The 16,415-nt window shown below is 56.1% G+C and carries 16 protein-coding genes; 4 read left to right on the top strand and 12 right to left on the bottom strand.

Going from position 1 to position 16,415, the window contains the following annotated elements; genetic code table 11:
• The 4 genes from ACTF58_RS12550 to ACTF58_RS12535 form a co-directional block, all read left to right on the top strand.
• Positions 1-1,053: EF-Tu/IF-2/RF-3 family GTPase (locus ACTF58_RS12550; protein ID WP_438992311.1), on the top strand; the 1,053-nt coding region annotated here is incomplete at its 5' end.
• Between the two features lie 27 nt (positions 1,054-1,080).
• Positions 1,081-1,839, top strand: a complete 759-nt coding sequence (locus tag ACTF58_RS12545) for a hypothetical protein (RefSeq protein WP_438992310.1) — start codon at positions 1,081-1,083, stop codon at positions 1,837-1,839.
• Positions 1,836-2,762, top strand: a complete 927-nt coding sequence (locus ACTF58_RS12540) for a glycosyltransferase family 2 protein (protein ID WP_438992309.1) — start codon at positions 1,836-1,838, stop codon at positions 2,760-2,762. The genes ACTF58_RS12545 and ACTF58_RS12540 overlap by 4 nt, the downstream gene beginning before the upstream one ends.
• A gap of 209 nt (positions 2,763-2,971) precedes the next feature.
• Positions 2,972-4,465 carry a DEAD/DEAH box helicase gene (locus ACTF58_RS12535; protein ID WP_438992308.1) on the top strand — a complete coding sequence of 498 codons (1,494 nt, stop codon included), beginning with the start codon at positions 2,972-2,974 and terminating at the stop codon, positions 4,463-4,465.
• Here the strand turns inward: ACTF58_RS12535 and ACTF58_RS12530 are convergent.
• From ACTF58_RS12530 to nuoH, 12 genes are all read right to left on the bottom strand, one after another.
• Entirely contained in the window at positions 4,462-5,298 is an 837-nt protein-coding gene (locus ACTF58_RS12530) for a HalD/BesD family halogenase (RefSeq protein ID WP_438992307.1), read from the bottom strand. The two genes, ACTF58_RS12535 and ACTF58_RS12530, sit on opposite strands and share 4 nt — an antisense overlap.
• Before the next feature lie 80 nt (positions 5,299-5,378).
• Complete coding sequence (locus ACTF58_RS12525; protein WP_438992306.1) at positions 5,379-7,046, bottom strand: ribonuclease J; 1,668 nt, start codon at positions 7,044-7,046, stop codon at positions 5,379-5,381.
• On the bottom strand, positions 7,043-7,822 hold the full coding sequence (locus ACTF58_RS12520; protein ID WP_438992305.1) for a type III pantothenate kinase: 780 nt from the start codon (positions 7,820-7,822) through the stop codon (positions 7,043-7,045). The genes ACTF58_RS12525 and ACTF58_RS12520 overlap by 4 nt, the downstream gene beginning before the upstream one ends.
• Before the next feature lie 12 nt (positions 7,823-7,834).
• Positions 7,835-8,578, bottom strand: coding sequence for a biotin--[acetyl-CoA-carboxylase] ligase (locus ACTF58_RS12515; RefSeq protein ID WP_438992304.1), 744 nt, complete (start codon positions 8,576-8,578; stop codon positions 7,835-7,837).
• Between the two features lie 2 nt (positions 8,579-8,580).
• Complete coding sequence (gene nuoN, locus ACTF58_RS12510; protein WP_438992303.1) at positions 8,581-10,020, bottom strand: NADH-quinone oxidoreductase subunit NuoN; 1,440 nt, start codon at positions 10,018-10,020, stop codon at positions 8,581-8,583.
• 11 nt (positions 10,021-10,031) lie between these two features.
• Positions 10,032-11,579, bottom strand: a complete 1,548-nt coding sequence (locus ACTF58_RS12505; protein ID WP_438992302.1) for an NADH-quinone oxidoreductase subunit M — start codon at positions 11,577-11,579, stop codon at positions 10,032-10,034.
• The gene (gene nuoL / locus ACTF58_RS12500; RefSeq protein ID WP_438992301.1) at positions 11,579-13,651 is read right to left on the bottom strand and encodes an NADH-quinone oxidoreductase subunit L; all 2,073 of its coding nucleotides are present in this window, start codon (positions 13,649-13,651) and stop codon (positions 11,579-11,581) included. The genes ACTF58_RS12505 and nuoL overlap by 1 nt, the downstream gene beginning before the upstream one ends.
• A gap of 4 nt (positions 13,652-13,655) precedes the next feature.
• The gene (gene nuoK, locus ACTF58_RS12495) at positions 13,656-13,961 is read right to left on the bottom strand and encodes an NADH-quinone oxidoreductase subunit NuoK (RefSeq protein WP_089888349.1); all 306 of its coding nucleotides are present in this window, start codon (positions 13,959-13,961) and stop codon (positions 13,656-13,658) included.
• Positions 13,962-14,000: 39 nt separating this feature from the next.
• The gene (locus tag ACTF58_RS12490; RefSeq protein WP_438992300.1) at positions 14,001-14,609 is read right to left on the bottom strand and encodes an NADH-quinone oxidoreductase subunit J; all 609 of its coding nucleotides are present in this window, start codon (positions 14,607-14,609) and stop codon (positions 14,001-14,003) included.
• Positions 14,606-15,007, bottom strand: a complete 402-nt coding sequence (locus ACTF58_RS12485; protein ID WP_438992299.1) for a carboxymuconolactone decarboxylase family protein — start codon at positions 15,005-15,007, stop codon at positions 14,606-14,608. Before ACTF58_RS12485 ends, ACTF58_RS12490 begins: the two co-directional genes overlap by 4 nt.
• Positions 15,004-15,498, bottom strand: coding sequence for an NADH-quinone oxidoreductase subunit NuoI (nuoI, locus tag ACTF58_RS12480; RefSeq protein WP_438992298.1), 495 nt, complete (start codon positions 15,496-15,498; stop codon positions 15,004-15,006). The genes ACTF58_RS12485 and nuoI overlap by 4 nt, the downstream gene beginning before the upstream one ends.
• 1 nt (position 15,499) lies before the next feature.
• Positions 15,500-16,415: NADH-quinone oxidoreductase subunit NuoH (nuoH, locus tag ACTF58_RS12475; protein ID WP_438992297.1), on the bottom strand; the 916-nt coding region annotated here is incomplete at its 5' end.

Here is a 16,415-nt window from a genome sequence, read left to right as displayed (position 1 = left end):
GGCTGTTATGATCTGTTGAATGACCGCCTTGAGCTGATGGACCGCGCCGACCGAAACAAGCGTGCCGAATCCATCAAAATCAAGGGCTTGGATGATCCGCAACTGGCCGAGCACTTGCCCAAACATCTGCTGGAGAAGCTGCTCGAAGAGGTCGAAATGGCCCGCGAACTGCTCCCCGAGCTGGTGCCCCAATCTGTCCTTGAAGGCCACATGACGCCGATCTGGTTTGGCTCCGCCATCAACAGTTTTGGCGTTCAGGAGCTGATGAGCGGCATCGGCCAATACGGCCCCGAGCCGCAGGTCCAAAAAGCCGAACCGCGCGCCATCGCGCCCGAAGAAACCAAGGTTTCTGGCTTTGTTTTCAAGGTCCAAGCCAATATGGACCCAAAGCACCGCGACCGCGTTGCCTTTGTCCGCATGGCCTCTGGGCACTTCAAACGCGGCATGAAACTGACCCATGTGCGCTCCAAAAAACCAATGGCAATCACCAACCCTGTGCTCTTTCTCGCCTCGGATCGCGAGCTGGCCGAAGAAGCCTGGGCTGGCGACATCATTGGCATTCCCAACCACGGCCAATTGCGCATCGGCGATACGTTAACCGAAGGGGAACTTTTGCGTGTTACCAATATCCCCTCCTTCGCGCCCGAGCTTCTCCAAGGCGTGCGCGCCATGGACCCGATGAAGTCAAAGCACCTCGAAAAGGCGCTGATGCAATTCGCCGAGGAAGGGGCCGCCAAGGTTTTCAAGCCGAGTATTGGCTCGGGATTTATCGTCGGTGTGGTCGGCGCGCTTCAGTTTGAAGTCCTCGCAAGCCGTATCGAGCTGGAATATGGCCTGCCTGTGCGCTTTGAAGGCTCGCAGTTCAAGTCTGCAAGGTGGATTAAAGGTGAGCGGCAAGATATTGATAAGTTTGTAAATTTAAACAAACAACATATCGCCCACGACCACGACGGTGATATCGTTTATCTCACCCGCCTCCAGTGGGATATCGACCGTGTCGAGCGCGATCACAAAGAGATCACGCTCACCGCGACAAAGGAAATGATGGTCTAGTCTTCCACCGCGTGGCAGTGTTTTTTTATGAGTTCGCACCCAGTAACATACGCAGGCGGCGCTGAAGAGATTATCGCCCGTTGGATGAAACGTCGTTCGCCGTTTCACATGGCGGGCGAATCGTTCGATCCCGCCCTCAAGCTTGGCCCCTTAAAGGCCCGCCTGCTGTCTGGGCCTGCGGTCGAGCCTCAAGGCAAACACGGCACATTTGCGTTAAAATCCAGCATGATAGCCCCCGAGTTCGCGGGGCTTTCCGAGCTTTCTTTTCTCAATGCCCGCCTCATTGCCCTGCTCCGCCGCGCTGAGCCTCCCGCAGAGGCCGCGCCGCTCTTTCGCCGCCTCTGGGCCGAAGAAAGCGAGCACCTGCTTACCCAGCTTGACCTGCGCTGGCAGGTCTCTTCGGCCATGACATTTGCCGACCACGGCATCGCCGGCCCCGAGCAGACTCTGGGGGCCTCCCTCAAGATGCTCTTTGGCCTCATCAAGCTCTATGAATTCGAGCGTCTTTTCACAGGTCTTGCGCCCGACGAGCCTCACCGTTTTGGCAAGCGCTCAAGCGCCGCCATGCCCCTCGCGATGGATCAATACTCGCTGAACCACGGCGGCCTTGATCTGGCCCTGCTCGCCCCGCTCTACCTGCTGGCCGAGGACGCCCCCGTGCTCAAGCCCCTCGCACTGAGCTTGCTTCAGGCCCTCAATTCTGAGGACGGCACAGTCTTCCGCCGCCTCAGCATGATGAAAGAGCGCCGCGCAAAGGCCCGTAATCATGAGGAAAACCTGAAATGAAATGGGGTATCGTCAGCACAATAAAAGCTTCACTCCCCGAGATAGAACGCTTCGCCGCGCATCACTTGGAGCTGGGCGCAGACAGGCTTATCCTCTATCTTGACGACGACAATGAAGCCGCCTTCCAAAGCCTCAAGAAACATCCAAACCTGCGCGTCCTGCGCACCCACGCAGAGCATTGGCGCGGCAAGACCCGCCCCGCAAAGCATCAAGCCCGTCAAGGCGCAAACGCGCGCCACGCCTACAGGCGCAAGGCCGACGGGCTGGACTGGCTCGCCCATATTGACGTTGACGAGTTCCTCTGGCCTCTCAAACAGCCCATAGCAGAACAGCTCGCAGCACTGCCCCCCGCCTGCATGGCGGCGCGAGTGCGCCCCGTAGAGGCTCTGGCGAGCGAAACCGGCACATATTTCAAAGCAATGACCAACGAGCGCAAACAGCGCCAGCGCGAGACAGACACGATCTATCCGACCTATGGGAGGCACCTCAACGGCGGCTTCCTCAGCCATGTGGCAGGCAAGCTCTTCGCCCGCACGGGGGCCGACGAGTTGGACTTTCGCATCCACAACATTTTTATCAATGGCGCTCAAAATCCCGGACAAGAAGAGCTGCTCGGCACAGAGCTCTGCCATTTGCACGCCCAAAGCTATGCCCATTGGATGGAAAACTACCGCTATCGCCTCGCCCACGGCGTCTACCGCGCCGAACTCAAGCCAAACCGCGCCCGAGAGCTGGGCGGGCTAAGTCTTCATGAAGTGTTAAGAACCATAGAGGACACTGAGGGCGAACAAGGGCTAAAAGCCTTTTATGAGGAGGTCTGCACAGCAACACCCGCGCTTTTATCCCGCCTGAAAGACCATGGGCTTTTGCGGACATACGATCTGGCGCTAGAGGCAAAACGCGAAAAACACTTCGCTCGCTAAGCACCAGCGACTGTTTCGGGGCCGCTCTGGCGTATCAATTTCGCCGCAGAAGGCCCTAAAAACGCGGTAAATTTGCACACTGATTGACCTTACGCCCCCTTTTGGCTAAAGAGCCTGACAGGAGTCGATCAAGCGATAGGCTGGGCCAAACGGGCCTGACTTCAACAAGATGCTACGGGCCCAGATGTGTCCGTAAATAACGGATACACATGACAAAATTTTCTGATCTGAATCTTGACCCAAAGGTTCTCAAAGCTGTGGCCGATGCAGGCTACGAAACACCCACTCCCATTCAGGCTGGCGCGATTCCCCCCGCTTTGGAGGGCCGTGACGTTTTGGGCATTGCCCAGACGGGCACAGGCAAAACAGCCTCCTTCACGCTGCCAATGATCTCGCTTCTCGCCCGTGGCCGTGCCCGCGCAAGAATGCCGCGCAGCCTCGTGCTCTGCCCGACCCGCGAGCTGGCCGCACAAGTCGCCGAAAACTTCGACGCCTATGCAAAATATGTAAAGCTGAACAAAGCCCTGCTCATTGGCGGCGTCAGCTTCAAAGAACAAGAGGCCGTGATCAACCGTGGCGCAGATGTTCTGATCGCAACACCGGGCCGTCTGCTCGACCATTTCGAGCGCGGCAAGCTTTTGCTCACAGGCGTGCAGATCATGGTTGTGGATGAAGCCGACCGTATGCTCGATATGGGCTTTATCCCCGATATCGAGCGTATTTTCAGCCTGACGCCGTTTACCCGCCAGACGCTGTTCTTCTCCGCCACAATGGCCCCTGAGATCGAACGGATCACCAATACATTCCTCTCCGCGCCAGAGCGGGTCGAAGTGGCACGCCAAGCGACAACATCCGAGAACATCACCCAATCCGTGATCATGTTCAAAGGCTCGCGCAAAGACCGTGAAGGCACAGAAAAGCGCAAGCTCTTGCGCGATCTGATCCAGAGCGAAGGCGAAGCCTGCAAAAACGCCATCATCTTTTGCAACCGCAAGGTTGATGTCGATACCGTTGCCAAATCCATGAAAAAATACGGCCTCGATGCCGCCGCGATTCACGGCGACCTTGAGCAATCACACCGGATGCGCACGCTTGATGGCTTCCGCGATGGAACCTTGCGCTTCCTCGTGGCCTCTGATGTCGCCGCACGCGGGCTTGATATTCCCAACGTGAGCCATGTCTTTAACTACGATGTGCCAAGCCACGCCGAAGACTATGTGCACCGTATTGGCCGCACAGGCCGCGCAGGCAAAAAAGGCACCGCCATCATGATCTGCAACCCGCGCGACGAGCGCAACCTTGCAGATATCGAAGCCTTGGTGAATCATCAGATCCCACGCGGCGGCGAAGAGATAGCTCCTACGCTGGAGGCGAGCACAGCCGAAAGCAAGCCCGAGACCGAGGAAAAGCCCAAGCGCCCCTCCCGCACGCGCAAGCCCAAGTCTGCGGCGCCCAAGGCCGAGATAGCCGACGCTCAAAAAGACGCGGCCCCAAAGGCAGACGCGCCCCTCGCAGCCCAGCACAGCGACGCGCAACAGGAGCAACCCCAGCCCCGTTCACAGCAAAACGAACGCAAAAGCAACGCACGTGGCGGCCATGACAACAGCCGCAACACCACCCAACGCGGCGGTGCCCCCGTCGGCCTTGGCGATGATATGCCAAGTTTCATTGCCAAAAGCTTTGAAGAACGGATGGACAGCTAGTCGATCAAAGCGTCAAGCCGCTGCCCTGCTCTTTCATGATGAATGGGCAGGGTGCGCCCGTAAAGCTGCTCTGTGCGCTCTGGCGCACCCACCATATTTGGCTCTTCCACATATGAGAAAATGGCAACATAGCGCCGCCGCTTGCCCTTAAGCGGCGCAACCCGGTGGAGCGAATATCGCCCGCGAAACAGCTGTAGATCCCCTGGCTCAAGCTCAAGCACTTTCACTCTGTCAGAGCGCCCCTGAAGCACACGGGCAACCTCGTCAAAGTTTTCGCTCTCCGCACGGATCGCAGGCGCATATTCAAAGGCCCCGCCCGCCTCCGCATTCTGAATAGCCAAGGTCACAGTGAAGTTATTGGTGTCAAAATGCCAAGGAAAGCCCTCGCCCTCCTCGGCCATGTTGACAATCACATCAGCCAACGGGTCGGCATAGCGATAGAACTTTTCTTCTTGCAAACAGGCCTGAATAAAGCCGTCAAAGCCCTCATAGTCATGGATCAGCCGCAACGGCCCATCCGTAGGGAAATTATCCGCAGGGATAAATGCATTGGAGCGGTCAAAAAATTGCCGCTTCGGATGATCTTCGGGCAAGCTCGGATCATCTTTGGTAAAATAGGCATTGGTGCGGTTAAACGAGCGGTGACCTTGATCAGACACGCTCTCGGCCTCCGCCGTCAGAGCCGCAACGCCCTTCTCGGTGAGAAAGCCTTTCAAAACAGCGCATCCGTCGCGCGCCAAATCGGCCCGCACCTTTAAAAGCAAGGCCTCGCGGGCCGCGCCCTCGCCTCCGATTGGATAGGTTTCAAGATTAATATAGCTCTGCGCAGACATAAGCCGCCCTCCCTGTTTTCTTCAGGAGAGCGGCTCAGGCCTCTGTCTTCTGTAGTCTTTTCGACTAAATAGCGTCGCGATCAGGCCAAACGGCTGATAATCACACTCACTTCAGCCTTCTTCCCAATCTCATCAAGCGTGGTGCGGCGCGCAACCTTGCGCAGCTCCTGCTCGATCTTGCCATCGTCCTTCAGCGTCGCAGCTTTCGCGCGCCCGAGGAACTGGCCAAGATCTTCTTCCAGAACTTCGACCAAAGGCGCCTTGCTGCGGCCCGTTTCAGGCAGCCCCATCAGCTCGCACCAAGGCTCGCCAAGCGGCGCGCCGTCTTCGTCTAGAATGACCGTGACAATGACGTGCCCGTTGAGCGCCATGCGGATGCGGTCGCGCACAATCCCGTCAAGCGCACCGATCTGGGTTGAGCCGTCAAGATAGCGCCGGCCCGTCTCGATATACTCGACAACCTTGGGCTTATTGCCCGAAAGCTCGACCATCATACCGTTCACAGCCACAGCGCTGGCGCGGCCATTTTCTTCCGCAAGCTTGGCGTGCGCGCGCAAATGGCGGTGCTCGCCGTGCATCGGAATAATCATCTGAGGGTCGATCAGCTCATGCGCCTTAGCAATATCAGGGCGGTTGGCATGACCAGAGACATGATACATCCCGTCATTATCATCCACAACATCAACGCCCATTTCCGAGAACTGGTTCATGATCGAGATCACGCCACGTTCGTTGCCCGGAATGGTCTTTGAGGAAAAGAGGAACATATCCCCTTCTTTCATCTCAATGCCGTTGAACTTGCCCCGTGCGAGCTGCGCCGAGGCCGCGCGGCGCTCGCCTTGCGAGCCTGTGACCAGAAGCATCAGGTTTTCGCGTGGCACATCGCGCGCATCATCAATCGAAACAACAGGCGGAAAGCTCTTCAGAACGCCTGTTTCAATCGAGGCTTCCACCATACGGCGCATTGCGCGCCCCATAAGGCAGATCGAGCGCCCGGCCCTTTCGCCCGCTTCGGCCAGCGTCTTCACACGCGCCACATTGGAGGCAAAGGTGGTTGCCACAACCATACGCTCAGCACCTTTGATCAGCGCCTCGAGGTTGTCGCCAAGCTCGCTCTCCGAGCGGCCCGCACTTTTGCTAAAGACATTGGTGGAATCGCAAACCAGAGCTTTGATCCCGTCTTTGGCAATCTCCTGCCAAAGCGCTTCGTCAAAGGCCTCTCCAACGATCGGGTTGTGATCAATCTTGAAGTCGCCCGTATGAAAGACGCGCCCCCCCGCCGTTTCAATCAACAAGGACGAGCTTTCAGGGATCGAATGTGACACAGGCACGAAGCTGACGGAGAAAGGCCCCGCCTCCACCCGTTCGGGATAGGCCGAAACCGTGGTCACAGTCTCATCTCCAAAACCATGCTCTGCAAGCTTGCGCCGCGCGATATTGGCCGTGAAGGCCCGCGCATAAACAGGCACACCCAATTGGCCAAAGAAGTGCCCGACCGCGCCGACATGGTCTTCATGGGCGTGCGTGATAAACACCGCCTCAAGCTGGTCCCTGCGGTCTGTCAGCCACGTCAGATCAGGAAAGATGAGGTCGACCCCGGGGCTTGTGTCCATATCAGGAAAGGTCACGCCCAGATCGACAAGAATAAGCCGCTCCTTGTCTTTTGGCCCGTAGCCATAGACGTAACAGTTCATTCCGATCTCGCCTGCCCCGCCAAGGGGAAGGTAGATTAGTCGTTCCGTGCTCATATAGTTCCCTGCTCTTTGTTATAGCTGTGTATCACGCGCAATCCGTGCATCGTGAGGTCATCTTCAATGGTATCAAATAGTTTTTCGCCTTGGGCAAAGAGCGGCGCAAGCCCGCCTGTGCCAATCACTTTCATAGGCGCGCCAAATTCGTCCCGCACGCGGCTTGTCAGTTCTTTGATGAGGCCGACATACCCCCAGAATATTCCCGACTGGATACAGGCAACCGTATTGGTGCCGATCACCCGCTCAGGCTGGGTGATGTCCACGTGCGGCAAGGCCGCCGCGCCTTGGTGCAGCGCCTCAAGGCTCAGGTTGACCCCTGGGGCAATCACACCGCCGACATAGGCGCCGTCTTCGGCCACCACATCAATATTGGTCGCCGTCCCAAAGTCGATCACCATCGCGTTGCCACCATGGCGGTCAAAGCAGCCCGCCGCATTGGCAAGCCTGTCAGGCCCAACGCCTGTGCCGGGATCGACCCGTGGCGGCACCGGCAAAAGGCACTCAGGCTTGCCCACAACAAGGGGACGACAGTCAAAAAAGCGGTCGGCAAACACCCGCAAGTTCCAGACCACGCGCGGCACAGTCGAGCTGATCACCACATCGGTGATATCAGGCTTGATGTTATAATGGCTGATGAGGGTCGTGAACCATGTAAAGTAAGCATCCGCCGTGCGCGAATGATGGGTCGAGGTGCGCAAGGTGCACAGCCATTTTTCGCCGTCCCAAATCGAGAAAACCGTATTGGTATTGCCACAATCTATCGCGAGTAACATGAGCTTGCCCCTTTAGAAAAACACATCTGCAGCCGGAATGCTCATGCGCCCTTTGGCGCTGGTTAATACCAAATGCCCCTGCGCGTCCACCGTCTCAAATGTCCCATGCATCTCGTCGCGCATCGTGCGCGCACGGATCGGCTCGCCAAGCTTCGCAGCCTTGGCCAGCCAAGCCTCGCGTATAACGCCAAAGCCATAGGTGCGAAAGCGCTCTTCCCAAGGTGCATAAGCAGCCGCGAGATATTTCATGAAGTCTTCAGGCGGCAGGTCTGCATCGGTCTCGGCCTTGAGTGCAACGGGCCTCATGGCGCCCTCCTCAACCTCACTGATTTCAGGGGCCGCAGCCAAATTCACACCGATCCCGATCACCAGAGCATCGCCAGCACTTTCAAGTAAAATACCCGCCAGCTTGCCAGAGTTGAGCAAAACATCATTGGGCCATTTGAGGCTCAGGTTTGCACTTGGGCCAGCCACAGCGCGCACAGCATCATAAAGCGCAAGTGAGGCCACAAATGAGCGCAAGCCCATCTCGGCAGGGCTGCCCGCGTTTGGTAAAACAAGACTGGCACTGAAATTGCCCAAAGGCATAGACCAAGCCCGTCCCCGCCGACCACGCGCTCCAGTCTGATGCGCGGCAAATATCCAGCACGGGCCAGCCAAGTCATGCACAACACGTGTCGCCTCCGACATCGTGCTGTCCACTTCTCTCAAGCTGCGCAGGTCGTATCCCGCGGGCCAGTCCGTAGGCTCTGTCACAATCAGTTCACAAGCGCCGCTGCCGCCGTGGCCGCTGCACTGTCAATTCCAAAGAGGCTCACAACACCTACAACCATGACAAGCGCCGCACCCATCAACATCACCCACAGCACGGGCGAGGTGTTCTCGTCCAAAGCGGCCTCTGTCTCTTCTCCAAAATACATGAAGTAAACAATGCGCAGATAGTAGTACGCCCCAATCGCAGAAGCGACAGCGCTGGCGGCAACAAGCCAGAACAGCTCAGCATCGATCCCTGCCTGCCACACGCCCAACTTGGCAAAGAAGCCAAGCATAGGCGGCACACCCGCAAGACTGAACAGCAAGACCAGAAGCGCAATCGCCTTTCCAGGTTCGACCTTGGAATACATCCGCAGCGCGTCAATATCCGTCACAGGCACACCGTCGCGTTCCATGCTGAGAACAAAGGCAAAGGTGCCGATGTTCATCGTCACATAAATCGCCATATAGGTCAGCATCGCTTCAATCCCGAAGGCCGTGCCCGCCGCCAGACCGATCATCGCATAGCCCATGTGGGCAATGGAGGAATAGGCCATCAGGCGCTTGATATTGGTCTGTCCAATCGCCGCAATCGCGCCGACAAACATCGACAGCCCAGAAATCAGGATCAGCACTTGCGACCAATCCGCAGAGACACCGCCAAAGGCGTCATGCAGCACACGGGCAAACAGCGCCATAGCAGCCACTTTGGGCGCCGTCGCAAAGAAGCTCGTGACCGGTGTGGGCGAGCCTTCATAGACATCAGGCGTCCACATATGGAACGGCACAGCGCTCACTTTAAAGGCAAGGCCCGCCATCACAAAGACAAGACCAAAGAGCAGACCGACAGGCGCAAGCCCATCGCCAGCCGCCGCCACGATCCCTGAGAAGAGCGTCGTGCCCGCATAACCATAGACAAGTGAGGAGCCATAAAGCAGCAGACCAGAAGAAAGCGCACCAAGAACGAAATACTTAAGGCCCGCTTCTGTCGAACGCAGGCTGTCGCGGCGCATCGCGGCAATGACGTAAAGCGCCAGCGATTGTAGCTCAAGCCCCATGTAAAGCGCCATGAGGTCGCCAGCCGACACCATGAACATCATCCCGACAACGCTGAGCGCGACAAGGACAGGATATTCGAACTTCATCATATTGTGACGCTCAAGATACCCCATACCCATGACAAGAACTGCGGCAGCCGAGAGCAGGATCGTCACCTTGGCAAAGCGCGCAAAAGCATCGTCAACGAACATACCGCCAAAGGCCGTCGAAGCTCCGCCCCCGCTCAGTCCGATCCAAGCGGCAACCGAAAGGAATAGCCCCGCTGTTGCATAGGTCACAAGCCCCGCGAGCTTGTCTTTGCTCGTGTAGACAGCTCCCAAAAGCGCCAGTATCGCGTAGACGGAAATCACGATTTCCGGCAGGATTATATTCAGATCAGCCTGCATAAGTCTCTCCGTTAGTGCGATTGGGCCAGCGCAGCGGCGGCCGTGCCTGCATCATGCAAGGCAGTTTCATAGTTTGATACGAGCGCTTCTACAGAAGGGCTGATAATATCGGTGACAAGGCTCGGATAAACACCAAGCAACAGCGTCATCACAACGAGCGGCGCAAAGATGGCCTTCTCCCGCGTGGTCATATCGCTGATGGTCTTGAGGCTCTCTTTGATCAAGTCACCAAAAACGACGCGGCGATAAAGCCAGAGCGCATAGCCTGCCGACAGGATCACACCGAGCGCCGCCACAGCCGCCACCCATGTGTTCACCTTGAAGATGCCCATAAGCGTAAGGAATTCGCCAACAAAGCCCGATGTGCCCGGAAGGCCCACATTCGCCATGGTGAAGAACATGAAGATCAGCGCATAGGCAGGCATACGGTTTACGAGGCCTCCGTAAGCGTCAATCTCGCGGGTGTGCATACGGTCATAAATAACCCCCACACAAAGGAAGAGCGCGCCCGAAATAAAGCCGTGGCTGATCATCTGGAAGATCGCACCGTCAACCCCCTGCTGGTTCACAGCAAAGATACCCATCGTGACAAAGCCCATGTGAGCAACTGATGAGTAAGCAATGAGCTTTTTCATGTCGTGCTGAACAAGCGCCACAAGCGATGTGTAAACAATCGCGATTGCGCTCATCCAAAGCACCAGCGGCGCCATGACGTCTGACCCGACAGGGAACATCGGCAAGCTAAAGCGCAGGAAGCCATAGCCGCCCATCTTGAGCAAGATCGCCGCAAGCACAACAGAGCCAGCTGTCGGCGCCTGAACGTGCGCATCCGGCAGCCATGTATGAACCGGCCACATCGGCATCTTGACCGCAAAGCTCGCAAAGAAGGCAAGGAACATAAGCGTTTGCAGCCCGCCCACAACCTGCACGCCAAGGATCGAGAAGTTTTCAGAGCCGAACGTATGGGTCATGAGTGTCGGAATATCGGTCGTCCCCGCATCCGCAAACATCGCAACCATCGCCACAAGCATCAGAACCGACCCAAGGAAGGTATAGAGGAAGAACTTGAAGCTCGCATAAATGCGCTCTTTGCCGCCCCAGATCCCGATGATCAGGAACATCGGGATAAGACCTGCTTCAAAGAAGACATAAAACAGCACCATATCGAGCGCCATAAAGACACCGAGCATCAATGTCTCAAGCACGAGGAAGGCAATCATATATTCCTTCACGCGTGTCTTGACGTTCCAGCTGGCCGCGATCGTCAGCGGCATCATGAAGGTTGTGAGCATGACAAACAAAACGCTGATCCCGTCAACGCCAAGCTTGTATGTCAGCCCCATCAGCCATTCACGCTCTTCCACCATTTGAAAGCCGGTATCGCTGGCATCAAAATTAGAAAGGATAAACAGCGACACCAAAAAGGTGATCGACGTGGCCAAGAGTGCCACCCACTTGGCATTGCGCCCGGCCTCCTCGTCACTGCCCCGAAGAAACAGTGCAAGGATCAGCGCCGCCAGTGCTGGAATAAAAGTGACAATGGAAAGAAGATTGTCCATTACCGTGTGCCCCCTGTAAAGGCCATCCACATGACGAGGACAACGACCCCGAGAACCATGGCGAATGCGTAGGTGAAAATATAACCCGACTGGGCGCGCCCTGCGAGGCGAGTGAAGAACGGAATAATGCCCATAGCGACGCCATTGATCGTTCCATCAATCACGCTGCCATCGCCCTTCTTCCAAAGGAACCGTCCAAGCGCTTTGGCAGGGTTCACAAAAAGGAAGTCGTAGATTTCGTCAAAATACCACTTGTTGAGTAAGAAGAGATACAGCGGGCGCTGGCTCGTTGCGAGTTTCGCAGGCAGGCTTGGGCTCCAAACATAGAACCAGAGTGCTGTGACAAGACCGATCAACATCGCCACAAAGGGCGAAAGCTTGACCCATGTTGGAACATAATGCGCCTCATGTAGGATTGTGTTCTCTGGCGCGATATAAATCGCAGCCTCCCCTGGCTTGCTCTCCATGACATAATGCAGCTCCGAAGCCTTGGGGCTACGCTCTTTCACGGCCTCAACAAGCTCTTGTGTCGGTTCGCCGTATTTGCCGCCGAAGAATTTGACCACTTCACTGGTCTTGCCAAAGAAGCTGCCATACCAGATCGCGCCAGCAAAGATCGCCCCCAATGCCAAAACACCGAGCGGAACGAGCATCACGGCAGGACTCTCATGCGCGTGATCATGGGTGTGCTTGTCGCCACGTGGCTTACCAAAGAACGTCAGGAACATGAGGCGCCAAGAGTAAAAGCTGGTGAACAGCGCAGCTATCACGAGCATCCAATAGGCGTAGCCCATGGGGCCAGCCGCATAAGCCGATTCAATCACCGCATCCTTAGAGGCAAAGCCTGCAAACCCGATCCAGCCCGTAAGCGGAATACCGACCCCCGTGATCGCCAATGTGCCGATCATCATGGCCCAGAACGTGTAGGGAAGCTTTTTGCGCAGGCCGCCATAATTGCGCATATCCTGCTCGTGGTGCATCCCGTGGATGACCGAGCCTGCGCCAAGGAAGAGCATTGCCTTGAAGAACGCGTGCGTAAAGAGGTGGAACATAGCGACGGAATAAACACCCACGCCAGCAGCCACAAACATATAGCCAAGCTGCGAACAGGTCGAATACGCGATCACACGTTTGATATCGTTTTGAACGAGGCCCACCGTCGCCGCAAAGAAAGCCGTGGTCGCGCCGAGGAAAACGATAAACGCCTTGGCCTCAGGGGCGAACTCAAACAATGGCGACATACGACAGACAAGGAAAACCCCCGCCGTAACCATCGTCGCTGCGTGAATAAGCGCCGAAACAGGTGTCGGGCCTTCCATCGCATCAGGCAACCATGTGTGCAAAAAGAGCTGCGCAGACTTGCCCATCGCGCCAACAAACAGAAGGAAGGCGAGAAGATTGGCCGCGTTCCACTCGGTCCAAAGGAAGCCGATCTGCGTCTCGGCCAATGTCGGAGCCGCCGCGAAAATATCGTCAAAGTTCACACTGTCGACAAGGTAAAACAGCCCGAAAATCCCAAGCGCAAAGCCAAAGTCACCGACACGGTTGACCACAAACGCCTTGATCGCAGCGGCATTGGCGCTTGGTTTGCGGTAGTAAAAACCAATGAGCAGGTATGAAGCCACGCCCACCCCTTCCCAGCCAAAGAACATCTGGATCAGGTTGTCCGCAGTCACCAGCATCAGCATGGAGAAGGTGAAAAACGACAGATACGCAAAGAAGCGTGGGCGATAGCTTTCGCCGTCCTTCCAGTTTTCGTCATGCGCCATGTATCCGATAGAATAGAGATGCACGAGCGCCGATACCGAGTTGATCACAACCAGCATGATCGCGGTGAGGCGATCCAGACGAATGGCCCAGCTCGTGTCCAGCGTGCCCGACTGGATCCATGTCAGAATTTCGATCTGGCGGGTCACCCCGTCAAAGCCGAGAAAAACAACCCAGCTCAGCGCCGCCGCGAGGAACAAAAGACCCGTCGCAATCCATTGCGAGGCTTTATCGCCTAGAATTCGGTGACCAAATCCAACAACAAGCGCGCCAATCAGCGGAGTGAAGAGAATAATCTGTTCCATGCTCTTACCCCTTCATCACGTTGACGTCTTCTACGTCAATCGTGCCACGGTTGCGGAAGAAGACCACAAGGATCGCAAGGCCAATCGCAGCTTCGGCAGCGGCCACAGTAAGGATAAACAGCGTAAACACCTGCCCCGCCATATCCCCCATATAAGAGGAGAAGGCGACGAAGTTGATATTCACCGACAGGAGAATAAGCTCGATCGACATCAGCAAAATGATGATGTTCTTCCTGTTCAGGAAAAGCCCGAAAATGCCGATGACAAACAGCACTGCTGCCACCGTCAGATAATGTTCAAGTCCGATCATGTCGTCCCTCGGTTCTTTATTGTTCTCAAAGCGAAAGGCTTACAGCCCCTGCCCCGGTTTTACGTCTTTCAGTTCCATCGCGTCTTTCGGATCGCGCCACATCTGCTCCAGAACGTTCTGGCGTTTGACGCCGTCACGGTGGCGCAATGTCAGCACAATCGCCCCGATCATCGCCACAAACAGGATCAGACCTGCAAGCTGGAAGATCAGGAAATATTGGTCATAAAGCAAAAGTCCGAGCGCCGCAGTGTTCTGCGTGCCTTCAGGCGTAACGGCCACGCGCGCAGCCTCGGCGCCGTCCGCCATCTGCCAGTCGCCATAAGCAAGGCCCAGCGACATCAGAAGCACAATCCCTATGGCCAGAGCAATCGGCATATATTGCGCCATACCGGCCTTCAGCTCGGCAAAGTCCACATCGAGCATCATCACAACAAAAAGGAACAGAACAGCCACCGCGCCGACATAAACGATCATCAGCAGCATCGCGATAAACTCTGCCCCAAGCAAAACAAACAGCCCCGCCGCGCTCATAAACGCAAGGATAAGCCAGAGCACCGAATGCACAGGATTGCGGCTCAAAACAGTGAAAAGCCCGCCCGCAAGCACGCCTATCGCGAAGAGATAGAAAGCAAAGGTCACTACGGTCATGTGTCGTCGTCCTCAAGGTTGTCCATCACGTCCTTGGCGATTTCCATCGCCCGCGTCATGGCAGGAAGTCCCGCAAACATCGCCATCATGGCGATGGTTTCGGCTATTTCTTCGTCTGTTGCACCCGCTTCACCCAAGTGGCGCACAGTCAGTCTGATCTGCGCTTCGCCCTGCGCGCCCTGCATGGTCAGCCCTGCAAGGGTCAGCAAAAGCCGCGTCTTGGCGTCAAGCCCGTTCTCGTTCAGCCCCTTGCCAAAGGTGGCTTCCATCATCTCTTTAGACATGGTCGGCCACATCGCCTCAAACCCTTTAGGAGAAAACGTCTCAAGCGCAGGCGCCATGGCTTTCGCCATTTCGTTCGCTTGCTTCATCATCATTTCAAAGGGTGTATTGGTCATCGGTATGGTGCATCCAATTCGAGGTTGCGGGCAATTTCCGCTTCCCAGCGGTCGCCGTTCTCAAGAAGCTTGGTTTTGTCGTAAAACAGCTCCTCACGGGTCTCGGTGGCAAACTCAAAGTTCGGCCCTTCCACAATTGCATCCACAGGGCAGGCCTCTTGGCAGAAACCGCAATAAATACACTTGGTCATGTCAATGTCATAACGCGTGGTGCGCCGCGAACCGTCGTCGCGCGGCTCCGCATCAATCGTGATCGCTTGCGCAGGGCAAATCGCTTCACAGAGCTTACACGCAATACAGCGCTCTTCGCCGTTCGGATAGCGGCGCAGCGCGTGTTCGCCACGGAAGCGCGGCGAAAGCGGCCCCTTTTCATGCGGATAGTTCAGCGTCGCTTTGGGCGCGAAGAAATACTTAAGGCCAAGCTTCATACCGGTCAAAAAGTCCGACAAGAAGAAGTAACCAACCGCGCGTTTATAGTCGATATGAGCCATATTACCCTCCTACGCTCCAGCGCGCGAACGTGCCCCAGAACCAGTCAAATTTTGCCGCAAAGGCCACGAAAACAACCCAGAAGAGAGACATCGGCAGGAACACTTTCCAACCAATGCGCATCAGCTGGTCATAGCGGTAGCGCGGTGTAATCGCCTTCACCATCGCAAAGATGAAGAAGACAAAGAACATCTTGCCAAACATCCACATAATGCCATCAGGCAAACCAGGGATCGGTGAGAGCCAGCCGCCAAAGAAGAACAGCGAGACCAGAGCACACATCAAAACAATCGCCACATATTCCCCGATCATAAAGAGCAGGAACGGCGTTGAGGAATATTCAACCTGATAGCCAGCCACCAGCTCTGACTCCGCTTCGGGAAGATCAAAAGGTGGGCGGTTTGTCTCAGCCATCGCCGAAATCAGGAAGAGAAACAACATCGGGAAATGCGGGATCCAGAACCAGCTAAAGATGCCGTAGTCCCCCGCTTGCGCATTCACAATATCGCTCAGGTTCAGAGACCCCGCCGAGATGATAATGCCGATAATGATAAGGCCGAGCGAGACTTCATAAGAAATCATCTGGGCCGCAGAGCGCAACGAGCCAAGGAACGGATATTTGGAGTTCGACGCCCAGCCCCCCATGATCACGCCATACACTTCCAGCGAAGAGAAGGCGAAGATATAGAGCACGGCCACGTTGATATTCGCCAGAACCCACCCGTCATTGAACGGAATTACAGCCCACGCGGCCATGGCCAGAACAAAGCTGACAAGCGGCGCGAGGAAAAAGACAAATTTATCAGCACCCGCCGGCACGATAATCTCTTTCACCGCATATTTAATGAAATCCGCGAAGCTCTGGAACAAACCAAATACGCCAACCACGTTTGGACCACGGCGCATCTGCACAGCCGCC

The sequence above is a fragment of the Lentibacter sp. genome, assembly GCF_965657785.1.
Taxonomy (GTDB): Bacteria; Pseudomonadota; Alphaproteobacteria; order Rhodobacterales; family Rhodobacteraceae; genus Lentibacter.
Note: the sequence above shows the minus strand (reverse complement) of the source record. Positions and strands in the feature narration are given on the sequence as shown.

Excerpts from the sequence above, each read along its gene's own strand:
- ACTF58_RS12545 (WP_438992310.1), top strand. The coding sequence starts at position 1,081 with ATGAGTTCGCACCCAGTAACATACGCAGGCGGCGCTGAAGAGATTATC.
- ACTF58_RS12540 (WP_438992309.1), top strand. The coding sequence starts at position 1,836 with ATGAAATGGGGTATCGTCAGCACAATAAAAGCTTCACTCCCCGAGATA.
- ACTF58_RS12535 (WP_438992308.1), top strand. The coding sequence starts at position 2,972 with ATGACAAAATTTTCTGATCTGAATCTTGACCCAAAGGTTCTCAAAGCT.
- ACTF58_RS12530 (WP_438992307.1), bottom strand. The coding sequence starts at position 5,298 with ATGTCTGCGCAGAGCTATATTAATCTTGAAACCTATCCAATCGGAGGC.
- ACTF58_RS12525 (WP_438992306.1), bottom strand. The coding sequence starts at position 7,046 with ATGAGCACGGAACGACTAATCTACCTTCCCCTTGGCGGGGCAGGCGAG.
- ACTF58_RS12520 (WP_438992305.1), bottom strand. The coding sequence starts at position 7,822 with ATGTTACTCGCGATAGATTGTGGCAATACCAATACGGTTTTCTCGATT.
- nuoN (WP_438992303.1), bottom strand. The coding sequence starts at position 10,020 with ATGCAGGCTGATCTGAATATAATCCTGCCGGAAATCGTGATTTCCGTC.
- ACTF58_RS12505 (WP_438992302.1), bottom strand. The coding sequence starts at position 11,579 with ATGGACAATCTTCTTTCCATTGTCACTTTTATTCCAGCACTGGCGGCG.
- nuoL (WP_438992301.1), bottom strand. The coding sequence starts at position 13,651 with ATGGAACAGATTATTCTCTTCACTCCGCTGATTGGCGCGCTTGTTGTT.
- nuoK (WP_089888349.1), bottom strand. The coding sequence starts at position 13,961 with ATGATCGGACTTGAACATTATCTGACGGTGGCAGCAGTGCTGTTTGTC.
- ACTF58_RS12490 (WP_438992300.1), bottom strand. The coding sequence starts at position 14,609 with ATGACCGTAGTGACCTTTGCTTTCTATCTCTTCGCGATAGGCGTGCTT.
- ACTF58_RS12485 (WP_438992299.1), bottom strand. The coding sequence starts at position 15,007 with ATGACCAATACACCCTTTGAAATGATGATGAAGCAAGCGAACGAAATG.
- nuoI (WP_438992298.1), bottom strand. The coding sequence starts at position 15,498 with ATGGCTCATATCGACTATAAACGCGCGGTTGGTTACTTCTTCTTGTCG.